The following is a 17,225-nucleotide window of genomic DNA, read 5'->3' as shown; positions in this document are numbered from 1 at the left end:
TGTCCCGGGACGCCCCGCCCCGGACGGCCCGGTGGGCGGCGGCGAGGATGCGGGGGTGGTCGGTGACGGGACGGTGCTGCGCGTGGTGACGGCCAACGCCGCGTCCGGACGCGACCGACGGGGTCGGATCGACCACACGCGGTGGGCGGACGCGGTCGCCGAGGCCCAGCACAGGATCGACGCCGACGTGTGGGCGGTGCAGGAGGTCGACCACCGGCTGCCGCGCTCCGGCGGGGCCGACCAGACCGGCGAGCTGGGAGCGGCCCTCGCGGCCGACGGGACGGCGTGGTCGTCGACCTTCGCAGCGGCCGTGCACGGGGAGCCCGGGTCCCTCGTCGGCGTCCGCCCGGCCCCGGGACCCGACCCGGCGGCTCCGTCGTACGGCGTCGCGCTGCACTCCCGGCTGACCGTGCGCGCCACGCACGAGCTGCACCTGGCGCCGTCGCGGCTGCGGATCCCGGTGCCGCTCCCGCCGGGGGCCGGCCGGCGGGTGCTCTGGGTGCCCGACGAGCCGCGCGTCGCGCTCGCCGCCGAGGTCGACGGACCGGCGGGTCCGGTCACGGTCGTCACCACCCACCTGTCCTTCGCACCCTGGCAGGCGCGCCGGCAGCTCCGCACGCTGCTGGCGTGGGCCGCCGACCTGCCGCGCCCGCTGGTGCTGCTGGGTGACCTCAACCTCGCCGGTCGGGCGCCGGGTCGGGTGAGCGGCCTGCCTGGCTCGGGGTCGGCGCCGACGTACCCCTCGCACCACCCGCGGCGGCGGCTCGACCACGTGCTGCTCGACGCCGGCGGGGCGCCGCTGGCGCTGCGCGAGCGGGGCACCCCGCGCCTGGGCGGGTCGGACCACCTCGGCGTGGCCGCCGAGGTGCACCGCACGGGTGGCGAGCAGCGGTTCGGCTGAACCCCTGCACGGCTCCACCCACCTGCCTACGATGCCCGTGTGACAGGAGTGGCGGGAGCGGTCGCCGAGATCCGGGCGGTGCCGCGTGCCGACCTCGCCCGCGACGTCGCCGCCGGCCTGGGCGGCACCGACGTGCAGCTGCTCGAGCTGGTCGGGCTGCACGTGGACGCGCTCACCACCGCGCTCGAGCTCGGGGCGCCGGAGCTGCTCGCCGAGCAGGTGCGCTGGGAGGACGCGCGGCTGCGCGGGCTCGGTCTCGACCTCGGGGCGCTGGACGTGCGTCGCGCGGTGGTCAGCGCCCTCGGACCCCACCTCACCCCACCGGCGACGAGCCGGGTCCGCCTGCTGCACGGCGAGGTCGCCCACCTGGTCGCCGACCCCCCTGCCGCCTCGACGCCGGACCTGCCCGCGGGAGCCGCGGCCTACCTCCGGGCGGCGCTGACGCTGCGCCGCACCCCGGCGGTCGGCGTGGTCGAGCAGGCGCTGCGCCGCGGTGCCAGCGCCGCCGAGATCACGCTCGGCATCCTCCAGCCCGCCCAGGTCGAGGTCGGCCGGCTGTGGCAGGCGGGGCTGATCACCATCGCCCAGGAGCACTTCATCAGCGCGGTCACCCAGACCTGCCTCGCGCTCGTGTCCACCCCCGGCGACCAGGTCTCGGGCCGCGTCACCTCGCGCCTGGTGGCCTCGGCCGTCGGCTCGGAGGGGCACGACCTCGGCCTGCGGATGCTGTGCGAGCTGCTGCAGAACGAGGGCTGGGAGACCGAGTTCCTCGGCGCCGGCGTGCCCGGGCCCGACCTCGTCGCCTTCGTGGCCACGGTCCGACCCCAGGTGGTCGCGCTGTCGGTGACGCTGCCCGCCAGCCTGGCGCCCGCCCGGGAGACGATCGCGCTGCTGCGCGCCGACGCCGCGTGCCGCGGCGTACGCGTGGTCCTCGGTGGGCGTGCCGTCGACGCCAAGCCCGACCTGGCCCGGACGCTGGGCGCCGACGGCTGGGCTGCCGGCCCCGCCGAGGCGATCGCCCTGTGCCGCGACTGGGCCGTCCCCGCGGCGCCTCCCACCGACGACGACGGGTCCCGCGCCACGCGCCGCGAGCGCGCGCTGGCCGAGCTGGTGCGCCGCTACGAGTTCGACGAGCGCAACGTGGAGGGCGCCCTCGACCTCCTCGCCGCGCAGATGCAGCTCACCGCCGACGAGCTCATCGACCGGTTGGCACCACCGCGGGGCTGAGGGGTCTGCCGTCGGTCGAGCGGACCGAGAGCCCGCTGCGCCGGGGAGCCTGGTGCAGTGCCGGGATCGTTGCTCCGGCGCAGTGGCTGAGTCCCCAGCGACCTTGGGAAACAGCCGGCGCGCAGGGGCCGACCCAGGTCCCCTACTCCACCCCGGGGACGATCCGCAGGTCGCGCACGGCGCCGCCGTCGAGGGCGGCCAGGGCCTCCTGGTAGGCCGGGCTGTCGTGGGCCTCGCGGGCGACCTCGACGGAGGGGAACTCCACCAGCACGGTGCGGGTCATCCGGCCGGCCTCGTAGACCTCCTCGGGCATGCCCCGGGCGATGAAGCGGCCGCCGGCCTCGCGGATGGCGGGCCCCGCCAGCTCGGCGTACGCCGCCAGCTTGGCCTCGTCGGTGATCTCCTGGTAGACGCTGATCCAGTAGGCAGTCATGCCGCCATCCTGTCGGACGGCGGCGGGAGCGGGACCGGGTGGGCCCGCTCACCGGGCCGGGGCTGCTCGTCCTCGTGCTCGGCGCACCGGGAGCGCGCGCGGCTGAGCCGGGTGCGCCGTGCCGCGGGACGTATATCGTGGGCCGACGTCCCGGGCGGTCGCGCGCGGGACGGGCACGATCACGAGGGGGGTCCCGTGTCCGTCGTACGCCGTCCCCTCGCAGTGCGCGTGCTGATCACCGGCGTCGTCCTGGTCGGTGTCGTCTTCGCCGTCACCACCGTGCCGGGTGTGCGGTCCCGGCCCGGCTTCTGGGTGCCGGTCGACGGCTGGCTGCAGGGCACGGCGTACGTCCTGATGGCGGCCCTGGTGGTGCTGCGTCCGCTGCTGGTGCGCCGCGACCGGCTGCTGTGGGGACTGGTGGCGGCCGCGATGACGGCCCGCAGCATCGCCTTCCTGCTCTTCTTCAGCGTGGTCCGCACGCAGCAGCCGATCCCGTACCCCTCGGTCAGCGACGGGTTCTGGATCACCAGCGCGCTGCTGCTGCTGGTGGCGCTCGCCTCGCGCGCCCGCCACGGTCGCGCGCTCGCGCTCTCCCGGCTCCTCCTGCTCGACGGGCTCGTCGGGGCGCTGGCGGCCGCGGGCCTGGCCCTGGCCGTCGTCGTGCCGGTGCTGCGCGCCGCCGACGCCCCCGGCACGCCGCCGGCCGCCGTGGGCGTCAACCTCGCCTACCCGCTGCTCGACGTCGTGGCGCTCGTCCTCGTCGCCGCCCTGGTGGCCGCCGGCTGCCGCGCGGAGCGTCCCGACCTGGTGCTGCTGAGTGGCATCGTGGTCTCGGCCGCGGTCGACGTGACCTACCTGCTGATGGTCAACGAGGGGGTGTGGCGTCCCGGGACCCCCGTCTCCGCCCTGGCGTACGTCGGGACCGCGCTCGTCTGCCTCGCCCCCTGGTCCTCCGCGGCCGCCCTGCAGGAGCGTCCCGAGCCGGGTGCGGCCGAGGAGCCGGACCAGCTGACGCGGTCCATCACCGCCCCCGGGATCGCCTGGACCGCCGCGCTCGCCGTCTTCTCGCTGGTGGGGCTGCTGGTCGTCGGGCTCGTCGACGACCGCCCGTCGGCCGTCGCCCAGGTGCTGCTGACGAGCGCCGTCGTGGTGGCGATGGGCCGGGGCCTGCTGACGCTGCGGGAGGACCAGCAGGAGACCGACACCATGCTGGGCTCCAGCGCCCTGGAGCGACAGCGGTTCGCGGCGCTGGTGGAGGCCTCCGACGACTTCATCGCCATCGCAGGCCTCGACGGTCGGCTGCTCTACCTCAACCCGGCCGGGCGCGAGCTGACCGGGATCTCCGCGGACGCCGACGTGCGCGGGATGGGCTACGAGGCGTTCCGGCCCGACGAGGAGCTCGAGCGGACGCGGTCGGTGGCGATGCCGCAGCTGCGGTCCTCCGGCCACTTCGAGTCGCGCACCTGGCTGCGGCACCAGGCGGGCCGGCCGCCGGTGCCGGTGCTCAGCCACAGCTTCGTGATGCGCAGCCCCGCCACCGGCACGGCGTTCGCCCTCGGCAGCATCCAGCGCGACGTCACCGACATGGACCAGGCGGAGCAGCGGCTGCAGCAGCTCGCCGACGAGCGCCAGGAGCTGCTCACCCGCCTGGTCGAGGTGCAGGACGACGAGCGGGCCCGGATCGCCGCCGACGTGCACGACGACTCGGTGCAGGCGCTGGCCGCGGTGCAGCTGCGGCTCGGGCTGCTGGAGCGCCAGCTCGCCGAGCTCCTCGACGACGACCAGCGCCGCTCGCTCGAGACCGTCCAGGAGACCGTGGCGGGGGCGACCGGCCGGTTGCGGCACCTGCTCTTCGACCTCGAGTCGCCGGCCCGGCGTACGGACCTGGTGACGGCGCTGGAGGAGGCCGCGTCCTACGTCCTGGGGGAGGTGGGGGTGGGCTGGACCGTCGACGGGCACGGCGCCACATCCCTGCCGGAGGCGACCCGGGTCACGGCGTACCGCGTGGCGAAGGAGGCCCTGGTCAACGTGCGCAAGCACGCCGAGGCCTCCCACGTGCACGTCGAGGTGCGCACCGACGAGCACGGGGTCGCGGTGAGCGTCCTCGACGACGGCCGCGGCATCGCGCCCGGGCACGACGAGTCGCGTCCGGGGCACCTCGGCCTGGCGGGCATGCGTGACCGCGCCACGGTGGCCGGGGGCGACCTCGAGGTCGGGGCCGGCCCCGAGGGCGGCACCCGGCTCCGGCTCTGGCTGCCGCTGCCGTCCACGGGGGAGGTTCTGGCACAGTGACCGCGTGAGCGTGCGCATCGGTTACAAGGCCTCGGCGGAGCAGTTCGACCCCCGTCAGCTCGTGGAGCTCGGTGTCCTCGCCGAGGAGGTGGGGCTCGACAGCGTCATGGTCTCCGACCACTTCCAGCCGTGGCGCCACGTCGACGGCCACGCCCCGTTCGCTCTCTCGCTGCTGGCCGCGCTCGGCGAGCGCACCGAGCGGATCGTGATGGGCACCTCGGTCCTCACCCCGACGTTCCGCTACAACCCCGCGGTGCTGGCGCAGGCGTTCGGCACGCTGGGCTCGCTCTACCCCGACCGCGTCGTCCTCGGCGTCGGCACGGGCGAGGCGCTCAACGAGACGGCCGTCTCGGGTGCCGAGTGGCCGGAGTTCAAGGAGCGCTTCGCGCGGCTGCGCGAGTCGGTGCGGCTGATGCGCGCCCTGTGGGCGGGGGAGCGGGTCAGCTTCGACGGCGACTACTACCGCACCGTCGACGCGACGGTCTACGACCGGCCCGAGGGCGGCGTGCCCGTCTACGTCGCCGCCGGCGGACCCGTCGTGGCGAAGTACGCCGGCCGCGCCGGCGACGGCTTCATCTGCACCAGCGGCAAGGGGATGGAGCTCTACACCGACAAGCTGCTCCCGGCCGTCCTCGCCGGCGCCGAGGCGGGCGACCGCGATCCGGCGAGCATCGACCGCACGATCGAGATCAAGCTCTCCTACGCCGCCACCCGCGAGCAGGCGCTGGAGAACTGCCGCTTCTGGGCCCCGCTGTCGCTGACCCCCGAGCAGAAGCACGGCGTCGACGACCCGGTCGAGATGGCCCGCGTCGCCGACGAGCTGCCGATCGAGCAGGTCGCCCAGCGGTGGATCGTCGAGACCGACCCGGACGCCGTCGTCGAGGACGTCCGTCCCTACCTCGAGGCCGGCTTCGAGCACCTCGTCTTCCACGCCCCCGGCCACGACCAGGAGACCTTCCTGCGCGACTTCGGCCGCGATGTGCTGCCCCGCCTCCGCGCCCTATAGCCCCCGACCGGGCACGTCTGCTCGTCCCGGCAGCGCCGACCGGGCAGCTCTGCTCGCCCCGGGGCCGCCGACCGGGCCCTTCTGCTCGTCCCAGGGCCGCCGACCGGGCAGCTCTGCTCGCCCCAGGGCCGCCGACCGGGCACTTCTGCTCGTCCCGGGGACGCCGACCGGGCAGTTGTGCCGGGCGCCGCGGGGTACGTGACCCCTGACCGCCCGACCCGCCCGAGAGGACCCCCATGTCCAGCAGCACCACCCCGTCCGTCACCCTGCTCGGCACCGGCACGATGGGTGCCGGGATGGCGCGCAACCTCGCCGCCGCCGGCCTGCCGCTCACGGTGTGGAACCGCAGCCGCGACAAGGCGGAGCCGCTGGCCGACGTGGCCGAGGTCGCCGACGACGTCGCCTCGGCGGTCGCGGGGGCGGACGTCGTCCTTACCATGCTGTACGACGCGGACAGCGTGCTCGAGACCATGGAGCGGGCCCGCGGCCACCTCGGCCCGGACACGATCTGGGTGCAGCAGAGCACCATCGGTGTCGACGGCTCCGACCGCGTCGTGGCGCTGGCGGCCGACCTCGGCGTCACCCTGGTCGACGCCCCGGTGCTCGGCACCAAGCAGCCGGCCGAGGACGGTGCGCTGGTGGTGCTGGCGGCCGGCCCGTCCGACGTACGCCCTCGCGTGGCGCCCGTGCTCGACGCCATCGGCAGCCGCACCGTGTGGGTGGGCGAGGAGCCCGGCGGCGGCAGCCGGCTCAAGCTGGCCGCCAACGCCTGGGTCGTCACCGTGCTCGAGGGCGTCGCCGACTCGCTCGCACTGACCCGCGAGCTCGGGCTCGACCCGGCGCTGTTCCTCGAGGCGGTCAGCGGCGGGGCGATGGACGCGCCGTACGTCCAGGTCAAGGGCAAGGCCATGCTCGCCGGCAGCTACGAGCCGGCGTTCGCGCTGTCCGGTGCGGTCAAGGACGTCGAGCTGATCCTCGCCGCCGCCGAGGGCGCCGGGGTCGACCTCGCTGCCATCCCGGGCATCCGGGACCACCTCGTCCGCGCGGTCGAGGCCGGCCACGGCGACGAGGACATGGCCGCGACGTACGCCGCGCACTGAGCACAACTGCCCGGTCGGCGGACCCTGGCTGAGCAGAACTGCCCGGTCGGCGGGCCCTGACTGAGCAGAACTGCCCGGTCGCGCTAGGCCAGGCTCAACCCGGTGCGGCCCTCGAGCTCCTCGAGGGTCGCGCCGTACGCCTGCCGCAGCCGTACGCCGTCCGCCGTGATCTCGAAGACGCCGTGGTCGGTGTAGACCCGGCTGACGCAGGCGACGCCGGTGAGCGGGTAGGTGCACTCGCGCACCAGCTTGGACGCACCGTCCTTGCCGAAGAGCGTCATCATCACGAACACGTCCTTGGCGCCGATGGCGAGGTCCATCGCGCCGCCGACGGCCGGGATCGCGTCGGGCGCGCCGGTGTGCCAGTTGGCGAGGTCGCCGTTGACCGCGACCTGGAAGGCGCCGAGGACGCAGACGTCGAGGTGGCCGCCGCGCATCATCGCGAAGGAGTCGGCGTGGTGGAAGTACGACGCCCCCGGCGTCTCCACGACGGGGATCTTGCCGGCGTTGATCAGGTCGGGGTCGACCTCGTCGCCGACCGCCGCCCGGCCCATGCCGAGCATGCCGTTCTCGGTGTGCAGGACCACGCCGCGCTCGAGGTCGAGGTGGTCGGCGACCAGCGTGGGCTGGCCGATGCCGAGGTTGACGAACGCGCCGGTCGGGATGTCGTCGGCGATCATCGCCGCGATCTGGTCCTTGGTCAGCGGTTCGGACGTGCTCACGGGATCGGTCACGGGGTCACCACCACCCGGTCGACATAGATGCCGGGGGTCACGACGACCTCCGGGTCGAGCGCGCCGGTCTCCACGACCTTGCTGACCTGCACGACCGTGGTGGCGGCCGCGGTGGCCATCACCGGCCCGAAGTTGCGCGCGGTCTTGCGGTAGACGAGGTTGCCCGCCCGGTCGGCGACGTGGGCCTTGACCAGGGCGTAGTCACCTCGGATCGGCAGCTCGAGCACGTAGCGGCGACCGTCGATGGTGCGCTCCTCCTTGCCCTCGGCCAGCGGCGTGCCGACACCGGTGGGGGAGAAGAACGCGCCGATCCCGGCCCCGGCCGCGCGCATCCGCTCGGCGAGGTTGCCCTGCGGCACGACCTCGAGCTCGATCTCCCCTGCGCGGTAGAGGTCGTCGAAGACCCACGAGTCGCTCTGGCGGGGGAACGAGCACACCATCTTGCGCACGGCGCCGGAGGCCAGCAGCGCGGCCAGCCCGGTGTCGCCGTTGCCGGCGTTGTTGTTGACCACGGTCAGGTCGCGGGCGCCGCGGCGGCGCAGGGCGTCGATCAGCTCGACCGGCTGGCCCGCCGCGCCGAAGCCACCGATGAGCACGGTCGCACCGTCCGGCACGTCGGCCACCGCGGCGTCGGCGGCCGCGAGCGCGTCGGTCGCCTCGAGGACGTCGGTCACGACGCCGCCCCGGGGTTCTCCAGCACCACGGCCAGGCCCTGGCCGACACCGATGCAGATCGCGGCCACGCCCCAGCGACGACCCTCCTCGCGCAGCACCTTGGCCAGCGTGCCGAGGATCCGGCCGCCGGAGGCACCGAGCGGGTGGCCCACGGCGATGGCGCCGCCGCGGGTGTTGACGATCTCGGGGTCGACCTTCCAGGCGTCCAGGCACGCCAGCGACTGCACCGCGAAGGCCTCGTTGAGCTCGACCGCGCCGACGTCGGCCCAACCGATGCCGGCCCGGGCGAGCGCCTTCTCGGCCGCCTCGACGGGGGCGTAGCCGAACGCCTGCGGCTCCAGGGCGTGGGCGGCCCGGCCGGCGATCCGCGCGAGCGGGTCGCGACCGAGCCCGGTGGCGGCGGCCTCGCTGCCGAGCAGCACCGCGGAGGCCCCGTCGGAGAGGGGGGAGGCGTTGCCCGGGGTGATGGTGCCGTCCTTGCGGAACGACGGGCGCAGCTTCGCCAGCGAGTCGACGCTCGCCGACGCCCGCACGCCCTCGTCGCGGCGCAGGTCGCTGCCCTCGACCACGACGGTGAGGTCGTCGTAGAAGCCGTCCTCCCACGCCTGGTGGGCGCGGTGGTGCGAGGAGACGGCGAACTCGTCCTGCCGCTCGCGCGAGATGCCGAACCGCTCGACCAGCTGCTCGTTGGCCTCGCCCAGCGAGACCGTCCACTCCTCGGGCATCTCGGGGTTGACGAACCGCCAGCCCAGTGCGGTCGAGACGGCCTCGAGGTTGCCGGCGGGGAAGGCGCGACCGGGCTTGGGCAGCACCCAGGGCGCCCGGGTCATCGACTCCACGCCGCCGGTCAGCACGACCTCGGCGTCGCCGGTCTCGACCTGGCGGGAGCCGATCATGGCCGCGTCGAGCGAGGAGCCGCAGAGCCGATTGACGGTCACGCCCGGCACCGAGACCGGGAGCCCGGCCAGCAGGATGGCCATCCGGGCGACGTTGCGGTTCTCCTCGCCGGCGCCGTTGGCGTTGCCGAGCACGACCTCGTCGACCGCCGCGGGGTCGAGGTCGGGGGAGCGGTCGAGCACCGCCCGCAGGACGGTGGCGGCGAGGTCGTCGGGCCGGGTGCCGGCGTACGCGCCGCCGAACTTGCCGAACGGGGTGCGGACCGCGTCGTAGACGTAGGCGTGGGTGGGGGTGCTCATCGGGTTCCTCCGGTGGGGGCCAGGTCGGTGGTGTCGACGCCGAGGTCGGTGAGGACCTGCTGCGCGACGCGGAAGGCGGAGTTGGCGTCGGGGACGCCGCAGTAGATCGCGCTCTGCAGGAGCACCTCGCGGATCTCGGCGACGGTGAGGCCGTTGGTGATCGCGGCCCGCACGTGCATCGCGAGCTCCTCGTGGTGACCCCGGGCGACCAGGGCGGTGAGGGTGATCATCGAGCGGCTGCGGCGGTCCAGGCCCGGGCGGGTCCACACCCCGCCCCAGGCGTACTCGGTGATGAAGCGCTGGAAGTCGGCCGTGAAGTCGTTCGTGGCCGCGGTGGCGCGGTCGACGTGGGCGTCGCCGAGCACCTCCCGGCGCACGACCATGCCGGCGGCGTAGCGCCCGTCGTCGCCGCCGTCGTCGACAGCGTCGGTCGGCGGGGCCGGCTGCTCGCCGAGGACGTGCTCGCGGATCAGGGCCGCGACCCGCTCGGGCTGCTCGGCCGGGGCGAGGTGTGCGGTGTCGGCGAGCTCGACGTAGCGGCCGTCGCGGACGCCACCGGCGATCTCCTGGAGCTTGGCCGGGGGCGTGGCGACGTCGTGGACGCCGGCGACCGCGAGGACGGGCGCGGTGACCTCGGCCAGCCGCTGGCGTACGTCGAACCCGGCCAGCGCCTGGCAGACCAGGGCGTACCCCCGATCGTCGGCCTCGGCCAGGGCATGGAGCAGCGCCGACCCGGTCTCGGGGGAACGCTCGAGGAAGCCCGGGGCGAACCAGCGCTCGGCCGACCCCGCCACCATCACGGCGGTCCCGGAGACGCTGACCTGGCCCACCCGGCCCTCCCACATCGCGGGCTCGCCGATCTGTGCCCCGGTGCAGAGCAGCACCGCCGCGGTGAGCCGGTCGGGGTGGTCGAGCAGCAGCTGCAGGCCGACCGCGCCGCCGACCGAGTCACCGGCGTAGGCGAAGTGGCCGCCCAGCTCGCCGCGCTGCTCCAGCACGTCCTCGACGACCCGGAGCACGCCGGCGGCGAGGTCGGCGACCGTGAACGGCTGCTCGGGCACGGAGTGGTTGTAGCCGTGGCCGGGGAGGTCCCAGGCCAGCACGTCGAAGACCTCGGTCAACCCGGCGCGGGCGCAGCCGGTCCACAGCGTCGCCGCCGAGGTGCCGAGCGAGGGACCCAGCACCAGCAGCGGGAGCCGCTCGCGGTGGGCGGCGCCGGTCAGCCGGGCGGCGGTCACGGTGGGGGCGTCCATCTAGTTCTCCTCACGGGCGCGGGCGAGCACGCCGTCGATGATGCTCGCGGTGGCACCCAGGTAGTGCGCCGGGTCGAAGTCGTCCTCGGGCCGGGGCCGGGTGGAGCCCACGGGGGGCGCGGTGAGCTCGCGCATGCTGCGGCGCTCGGCCAGCAGCGCGGAGGACCGCTGCGCGACCAGGGCGCTCATCGCGCCGGTGTCGACGTGGAGGCCCTCGAGCAGCTCGGCGGCCTGCGAGGCGGCGACGAGCGTGCGGCGCGACAGCGTGGCCAGCGTCGCCCACTCGGTGTGCCAGCCGCCGTCGGGCCGCTCGTCGACCGCCTCGGCGGCGGCCAGGTGGAGCTGGGCCCCCAGGGCCGGGGCGGCCAGCGCGGCGCGGCGCACGAGCACGCTGAGCACGGGGTTGGCCTTCTGCGGCATCGTCGAGGACCCGCCCCGCCCGGCGACGGCCGGCTCGGCGAGCTCCCCGACCTCGGGGCGGGCCAGCACCAGCACGTCGTTGGCGACGTGGCCCAGCGCGTCGGTGGTGCGGACCAGGGCGTCGGCGTACGCCGTGAAGGGGGTGCGGACGGTGTGCCAGGGCGGCGACGGCTCCAGGCCGAGCGACCGGGCGACGTCGGCGACCGTGGCCAGGGCGGCGTCGGGACCGCCCGCGATCTCGGCCACCGCGGCCAGGGTGCCTGCGGCGCCGCCGACCTGCACCGGGAAGCGCAGGCCGCGCAGGGCGTCGCGGGCGTCGAGCACGCCGCGCAGCCACTGGGCCGCCTTGAGCCCGAAGGTGAGGGGGACGGCGTGCTGGGTCAGGGTGCGTCCGGCCATGAGGTCGTCGCGGTGCCGCTCGGCCAGCGTCGCGAGCGCGCTGACCTGGCGGTCGAGCGACCCCAGCAGCTCCCGTGTCGCGGCGCGGGCGCCGAGGACGAGCGCGGTGTCGACGACGTCCTGGCTGGTGAGCCCCCGGTGCAGCCAGCGGCCGGGGTCGGCCACGGGGCGGCCGCCCCGCTCGCGCAGCAGGGTCAGCAGCGGCACCAGCGGGTTGCCGCTGGACTCCGCGCGCGAGGCGACCAGGGTGACGTCGGCGGAGGTGACCAACGAGGTGAGGTCGCGGCGGGCCGCGGACGGGGCGATGCCGCGGTCGACGAGCACGTCGAGCCACGCCTGCTCCACCGCGACCAGGCCGTGCAGCAGGGCGGCGTCGGTGAAGACCTCGCCCGCCCGCTCGTCACCGGGCCACAGCAGGTCCGCCATCAGGCGGGGGACCCGTGGCTCAGGAACACCGTCTCGTCCTCGCCCTGGAGCCGGACGTCGAAGACGAAGCCGTGCTCGTCCCGCGTCGCCACCAGGGTGTGCCGCCGGTCCTCCGGGACACCGGCCAGGAACGGGTCGGCGGCCAGCACCGCCTCGTCGAGCGGCAGGTAGACGCGGGTCAGCAGCCGGTCGAGCAGGCCGCGGGCGAAGACCGTCATCGCCACGAAGGGGGCCCGGCCGGGGGCGGTCGCACCCGGCGCGACGGTGGTGAAGGTGTAGCGGCCGGCCGGGTCGACCGGCGTACGGCCGAAGCCGGTGAACTCGAACGGGTCGCGCCGCAGCGAGCCCTCGGCGGTCGGGGTGCGACCGTCGGCGTCGGCCTGCCAGATCTCGACCAGCGCGTCCGGGACCGGGTCGCCGTGGCCGTCGTACACCGTGCCGCGCAGGCGTACGGCGCCCGGGTGCTGTGCCGGGACCAGCTGTTCGCCGCCCTCGACGGGCAGGGCGTAGCCGAAGAACGGTCCGATGGTCTGGCCGGGTGTCGCCACCCGGGGGGAGGTGGGGTCGCTCACTGCTCGGCCTCCATCGGGGTGCGGTGCGTGCCGGTGAGCACGATGTCCCAGCGGTAGCCGGTGGCCCACTCGTGCTGCGTCACGTCGTGGTCGTACGCCGCGACCAGCCGCTCGCGCGCGCGGGGGTCGACGATCGCCTGGTAGATCGGGTCGAGCGCGAACAGCGGGTCGCCGGGGAAGTACATCTGCGTGATCATCCGCTGCGTGAACTCCGTCCCGAACAACGAGAAGTGGATGTGCGCCGGGCGCCAGGCGTTGCGGTGGTTCTTCCACGGGTAGGGACCGGGCTTGACGGTGGTGAAGCGGTAGGTGCCCTCGGCGTCGGTCAGGCAGCGCCCGACCCCGGTGAAGTGGGGGTCGACCGGGGCGGGGTGCTGGTCGCGCTGGTGAATGTAGCGCCCGGCCGCGTTGGCCTGCCACACCTCGACGAGCTGGTGGCGCACCGGCCGGCCGTCGGCGTCGAGCACGCGCCCGGTGACGACCATCCGCTCGCCGACCGGGTCGCCGCCGTGCTGGATGGTCAGGTCGGCCTCGGTCGTCCCGACGTCGCGGTGGCCGAAGACGGGGGCGACGAGCTCGACGCCCTCGGGGTCGGCGTGGTGGAGGTCCTTGGTGGGGTGGCGCAGCAGGCTCGACCGGTAGGGCGGGTAGTCGAGGCGGGGGCGCGTCTCCTCGCGCCCCGCCGCGTCGTACTCCTCGCGGATGCCGGCGATCTCGGCGTCGATCGAGGCCTGGGTGGCAGCGGCGGCGTCCGGTGCGGTGTCGGTGGTGGAGGTCGTCACCCCTGCAACGTAGGGGAGGAGCCCGACGGGGCCGGCCCCCCGCCTTCCGCTGGGCGGAATCGTGATGTGGCTGCCGTCACGTCCGGCTGCCACGGTCACCCCATGAGCGCCTCGTCCCACCACGACCCCGCGTCCTCGTCCAGCACCGGGCGCGACCTCTGGCCGGTCTGGCTCTGCTGGATCGCCGTCGCCCTCGACGGCTTCGACCTCGTCGTCCTCGGCGCGGTCATCCCCACCCTCAAGGCGAGCGGCGACCTCGGCTTCACCGCCTCCTCGCTCACCGCCGCCTCCACCCTGGGGCTGGTCGGGGTCGGGATCGGCGCCGTCGCGGTCGGTCCGCTGACCGACCGGGTGGGCCGCCGGGTGACGCTGATCGGGTGCATCGCGCTGTTCTCGGTGCTCACCCTGGCGATCGCGGTCGCCCAGGACACCACGCAGTTCATCGCGCTGCGCTTCCTCGCCGGGCTGGGCCTCGGCGCCTGCCTGCCGACCGCGCTGGCCTTCATGACCGAGCACGCTCCCCGGGGGCGCGGCGGCACCGCCGTCACCCGGATGATGACCGGCTACCACGTCGGCGCCGTGCTGACCGCCCTGCTGGCCCTCGTGCTCATCGAGCCGCTCGGCTGGCGCGCGATGTTCGTCGTCGGCGGCCTGCTCGGCCTGGCGACGCTGCCGGTGATGTGGCTCAAGCTCCCCGAGTCCGAGACCTACCTGCGCGCCGTGGCCGACCGCGACGCCGGGCGCGGCACCGTGGCGGTCCGCAGCGGCGACGTCGTCCGCGGCCGCTACCTTGCGGTGAGCATCGGGCTGTGGGTCGCGTCCTTCATGGGCCTGCTGCTCGTCTACGGGCTCAACACCTGGCTGCCCACGATCATGGGCGAGGCGGGCTACTCCATCGAGGCCGGCACCGGCCTGCTGCTCGTGCTCAACGTCGGGGCCGTGATCGGCCTCCTCGTGGCCGGCGGCATCTCGGACTCGCGCGGCAACAAGCCCACCGTGCTGCTGTGGTTCGGCCTCGCCGCGGTGTTCCTCGCGCTGCTGTCGATCCGGATGGACAGCACCCTCGTGGTGTACGGCGCGGTGCTGCTGGCCGGCATCTTCGTGTTCAGCGCCCAGGTGCTCGTCTACGCCTTCGTGGGCCACCTCTACCCGCCGGAGATCCGCGGCACCGCCCTCGGCCTGGCCGCCGGGGTCGGTCGCATCGGCGCCATCGTGGGCCCCTTCCTCGGCGGCGCCCTGGTCACCGCCGGCATTGCCTACCCGTGGGGCTTCTACGCCTTCGCTGTCGCCGCCCTGCTCGCCGTCGGCGCCCTGGCCACCGTCCCCGCTCACCTCCGTCGCGAGGAGGCCGTCGCGGCCTGAGCGACCCACCGGCTTCCGCCCAGTGGGAGGATGGCCGACATGGCGGGGAACAGCGCGACGCCCGGGGCGAGCGTCACCGGCCGTGCGCTGGCGCTGGTGGGGGCCTTCGACGAGCGCCACCGACGGCTGACCCTGACCGACCTGGCCGCCCGGGCCGGGCTGCCGGTGGCGACCGCGCACCGGTTGGTGGGCGAGCTCGTCGCCTGGGGCGCGCTGCGGCGCACCACGTCCGGGGACTACGTCATCGGGCGTCGGCTGTGGGACGTCGGCATGCTCGCGCCCGTGCAGACCGGGCTGCGCGACGTCGCCTCGCCGCACCTGCACGACCTCTACGGCGCGACCCACGCCACCGTCCACCTGGCGGTCCGCGACGGCGTCCAGGTGCTCTACGTCGACCGCCTCTCCGGCAACGCCTCGGTGCCGGTCGTCAGCACCATCGGCTCCCGTCTGCCGCTGCACGCGACCGGGGTCGGCAAGGTGCTCCTCGCCCACGCGCCGCCGGCCGTGCAGCAGGAGGTGCTCTCCGGGCTGACCCGGATCACGCCGTACACCGTGAGCCAGCCCGGCGTCCTGCAGCGCCAGCTGCGGCGGGTCCTGGAGGAGGACCACGCCACCACCAGCGAGGAGATGAGCCTGGGGGCCTGCTCGGTCGCCGTGCCGGTGCGAGCCGGTGGCGCGGTGGTGGCCGCGCTCGGCATCGTCGTGCCCAGCCTGCGCACGGACGCCCCGCGGCTGGTGGCGGCGCTGCAGGTGGCCGCCCACGGCGTCGGTCGGTCGCTCGCCGCCGCGGGCCCGGGCTGAGCCCGGACGGCCCGGACGGCCCGGACGGCCGGGGCCCGACCTGGGTTCCGGTGAGCGGAAGCGGGGTGTGGTCGCGGTCACGCCGGCCCGGCAGGCTCGGTCCCATGGCCCAGACCCAGCTGACCCGCACCCGCGTCGGCATCGTCGGCGGAGGCCCCGCCGGCCTGATGCTGTCCCACCTGATCGCGCTGTCCGGCATCGAGTCGGTCGTCGTCGACGTGCGGACCCGCCGCGAGATCGAGCAGACCCACCGCGCCGGCATCCTCGAGCAGGACAGCGTGCGGATGCTGGTGGAGACCGGCGTCTCCGACCGGGTGCTGCGCGACGGCTACCGCCACGGCGGCATCGAGCTCGCCTTCGCCGGCGCCGGCCACCGGATCGACTTCGAGGCCCTGGTCGGGGCGGCCGCGCAGCTCTACCCCCAGACCGACGTCTTCGTCGACCTCGCCGACGCCCGGGAGCGCGACGGCGGGGACGTCCGCTTCGGCGTCACCGACGTGTCGGTGCACGACCTCACCGGCGAGGAGCCGCTGCTGCGGTTCACCGACGCCGACGGGGTGGGCCACGAGGTGCGCTGCGAGCTGCTGGTCGGGGCCGACGGGTCCCGCGGCGTCTGCCGCGGGTCGGTGCCGGCGGGGGAGCGGCGGCAGTTCTTCCGCGAGTACCCCTACGCCTGGTTCGGCATCCTGGCCGAGGCCCCGCCCAGCGCTCCGGAGCTGATCTACAACCACTCCGACCGCGGGTTCGCGCTGATCAGCCAGCGCACCGAGACCCTGCAGCGGATGTACTTCCAGTGCGACGCCGACGAGGACGTCGAGCAGTGGAGCGACGACCGGATCTGGGAGGAGCTGCAGACCCGGGTCGGCGCCAACGGCTACACCCTGCGCCAGGGGCCGATCACCTCCAAGACCGTGCTGCCCTTCCGCAGCTTCGTGCAGGAGCCGATGCGCCACGGCCGCCTCCTGCTCGCCGGCGACGCGGCGCACACCGTCCCGCCGACCGGTGCCAAGGGGCTCAACCTCGCCCTGGCCGACGTGCGGGTGCTGGCCGAGGAGGTCGAGCGGGCGCTGGGCAAGCAGGACCTCGGGCTGCTCGACGCCTACGGCGAGCGCGCGCTGGAGCGGGTCTGGAAGGCGCAGCACTTCTCCTACTGGATGACCACGATGCTGCACCGGCTGCCCGAGGCCAGCGACTTCGACGTACGCCGGCAGGAGGGCGAGCTGACCTCGCTGGTGGCCTCGACCGCCGGGTCGACCTACCTCGCCGAGGGCTACACCGGTTGGCCCCGCGGCTGAACCCCCCGCGCCCCGCCGTCCCACCACGGGGACCGACGGGACCGGGTGGTCCACACCACCCGGTCCTTTCGTCTAGCACGTTCGGACTAGATCGGCGTGTTGCGCGTGCCGGGTCCACATGTCGGGCGTTCCATGGTGCGGAAGGAACCGACGAGGGGCACCGACGATGATCACCACCGAGATGGCGCTGTACGCGCCGACCACCACCACGGGCGCCGCCGACGCGCGCCCGCTGGTCTGCGGCTGCGGGCAGGAGCTGAGCGGCGTACGACGCGCCCACTGCCCGCGGTGCGGCTGCTGCCTGAACTGAACGACCCCGTCGCTAGGGTGACCTCCGACGACCCGTCAGGAG

General features: G+C 75.0%; 17 protein-coding genes. 9 read left to right on the top strand and 8 right to left on the bottom strand.

Annotation, left to right across the window (positions count from 1 at the left end):
• Positions 1-55 precede the first annotated feature (55 nt).
• Together EDD33_RS08260 and EDD33_RS08255 are read left to right on the top strand one after the other, a co-directional pair.
• On the top strand, positions 56-901 hold the full coding sequence (locus EDD33_RS08260; protein WP_170169730.1) for an endonuclease/exonuclease/phosphatase family protein: 846 nt from the start codon (positions 56-58) through the stop codon (positions 899-901).
• Positions 902-940: 39 nt separating this feature from the next.
• On the top strand, positions 941-2,128 hold the full coding sequence (locus EDD33_RS08255) for a cobalamin B12-binding domain-containing protein (RefSeq protein ID WP_148076961.1): 1,188 nt from the start codon (positions 941-943) through the stop codon (positions 2,126-2,128).
• 142 nt (positions 2,129-2,270) lie between these two features.
• Here the strand turns inward: EDD33_RS08255 and EDD33_RS08250 are convergent, their stop codons facing one another.
• Positions 2,271-2,561: a DUF1330 domain-containing protein gene (locus EDD33_RS08250; protein ID WP_056539215.1), complete on the bottom strand. Its 291-nt coding sequence runs from the start codon at positions 2,559-2,561 to the stop codon at positions 2,271-2,273.
• Between the two features lie 195 nt (positions 2,562-2,756).
• Here EDD33_RS08250 and EDD33_RS08245 point away from each other — a divergent pair, with 195 nt between their 5' ends.
• The 3 genes from EDD33_RS08245 (at position 2,757) to EDD33_RS08235 (ending at position 6,959) form a co-directional block, all read left to right on the top strand.
• Complete coding sequence (locus EDD33_RS08245; RefSeq protein WP_123389978.1) at positions 2,757-4,853, top strand: PAS domain-containing sensor histidine kinase; 2,097 nt, start codon at positions 2,757-2,759, stop codon at positions 4,851-4,853.
• A gap of 4 nt (positions 4,854-4,857) precedes the next feature.
• A complete protein-coding gene (gene fgd / locus EDD33_RS08240) occupies positions 4,858-5,859 on the top strand; it encodes a glucose-6-phosphate dehydrogenase (coenzyme-F420) (RefSeq protein ID WP_123389976.1) in 1,002 nt (333 codons plus the stop codon).
• Between the two features lie 236 nt (positions 5,860-6,095).
• Positions 6,096-6,959: an NAD(P)-dependent oxidoreductase gene (locus tag EDD33_RS08235; RefSeq protein WP_123389975.1), complete on the top strand. Its 864-nt coding sequence runs from the start codon at positions 6,096-6,098 to the stop codon at positions 6,957-6,959.
• Between the two features lie 83 nt (positions 6,960-7,042).
• Here the strand turns inward: EDD33_RS08235 and EDD33_RS08230 are convergent, their stop codons facing one another.
• The 7 genes from EDD33_RS08230 to pcaH are packed head-to-tail and all read right to left on the bottom strand — an operon-like array spanning position 7,043 to position 13,415.
• Positions 7,043-7,681 (bottom strand): 3-oxoacid CoA-transferase subunit B, encoded by a 639-nt coding sequence (locus EDD33_RS08230; RefSeq protein WP_211332468.1) that lies wholly within the window; start codon positions 7,679-7,681, stop codon positions 7,043-7,045.
• Between the two features lie 8 nt (positions 7,682-7,689).
• On the bottom strand, positions 7,690-8,367 hold the full coding sequence (locus EDD33_RS08225; RefSeq protein ID WP_123389973.1) for a 3-oxoacid CoA-transferase subunit A: 678 nt from the start codon (positions 8,365-8,367) through the stop codon (positions 7,690-7,692).
• Positions 8,364-9,563: a thiolase family protein gene (locus EDD33_RS08220; RefSeq protein ID WP_123389972.1), complete on the bottom strand. Its 1,200-nt coding sequence runs from the start codon at positions 9,561-9,563 to the stop codon at positions 8,364-8,366. Before EDD33_RS08220 ends, EDD33_RS08225 begins: the two co-directional genes overlap by 4 nt.
• Complete coding sequence (pcaDC, locus tag EDD33_RS08215; protein WP_123389970.1) at positions 9,560-10,816, bottom strand: bifunctional 3-oxoadipate enol-lactonase/4-carboxymuconolactone decarboxylase PcaDC; 1,257 nt, start codon at positions 10,814-10,816, stop codon at positions 9,560-9,562. Before pcaDC ends, EDD33_RS08220 begins: the two co-directional genes overlap by 4 nt.
• Complete coding sequence (locus EDD33_RS08210; RefSeq protein ID WP_123389968.1) at positions 10,817-12,061, bottom strand: lyase family protein; 1,245 nt, start codon at positions 12,059-12,061, stop codon at positions 10,817-10,819.
• Positions 12,061-12,633 carry a protocatechuate 3,4-dioxygenase subunit alpha gene (gene pcaG, locus EDD33_RS08205; RefSeq protein ID WP_123389967.1) on the bottom strand — a complete coding sequence of 191 codons (573 nt, stop codon included), beginning with the start codon at positions 12,631-12,633 and terminating at the stop codon, positions 12,061-12,063. Before pcaG ends, EDD33_RS08210 begins: the two co-directional genes overlap by 1 nt.
• Positions 12,630-13,415 carry a protocatechuate 3,4-dioxygenase subunit beta gene (gene pcaH / locus EDD33_RS08200; RefSeq protein ID WP_123389965.1) on the bottom strand — a complete coding sequence of 262 codons (786 nt, stop codon included), beginning with the start codon at positions 13,413-13,415 and terminating at the stop codon, positions 12,630-12,632. The genes pcaG and pcaH overlap by 4 nt, the downstream gene beginning before the upstream one ends.
• A 102-nt stretch (positions 13,416-13,517) precedes the next feature.
• Here pcaH and EDD33_RS08195 point away from each other — a divergent pair, with 102 nt between their 5' ends.
• The 4 genes from EDD33_RS08195 to EDD33_RS20500 all read left to right on the top strand — a co-directional run bounded on the left by EDD33_RS08195 (position 13,518) and on the right by EDD33_RS20500 (position 17,183).
• Positions 13,518-14,777, top strand: a complete 1,260-nt coding sequence (locus EDD33_RS08195) for an MFS transporter (protein ID WP_123389963.1) — start codon at positions 13,518-13,520, stop codon at positions 14,775-14,777.
• A gap of 39 nt (positions 14,778-14,816) precedes the next feature.
• A complete protein-coding gene (locus EDD33_RS08190; RefSeq protein WP_123389962.1) occupies positions 14,817-15,578 on the top strand; it encodes an IclR family transcriptional regulator in 762 nt (253 codons plus the stop codon).
• Positions 15,579-15,682: 104 nt separating this feature from the next.
• Positions 15,683-16,873 (top strand): 4-hydroxybenzoate 3-monooxygenase, encoded by a 1,191-nt coding sequence (locus EDD33_RS08185; protein WP_123389960.1) that lies wholly within the window; start codon positions 15,683-15,685, stop codon positions 16,871-16,873.
• A 166-nt stretch (positions 16,874-17,039) separates the two neighbouring features.
• Positions 17,040-17,183, top strand: coding sequence for a hypothetical protein (locus tag EDD33_RS20500; protein ID WP_246003432.1), 144 nt, complete (start codon positions 17,040-17,042; stop codon positions 17,181-17,183).
• Positions 17,184-17,225: the final 42 nt, after the last annotated feature.

Source organism: Nocardioides aurantiacus (assembly GCF_003752505.1).
Lineage (GTDB): Bacteria > Actinomycetota > Actinomycetes > Propionibacteriales > Nocardioidaceae > Marmoricola > Marmoricola aurantiacus.
The sequence above is the reverse complement of the archived record's forward strand: the minus strand, read 5'-3'. Positions and strand labels throughout refer to the sequence as shown.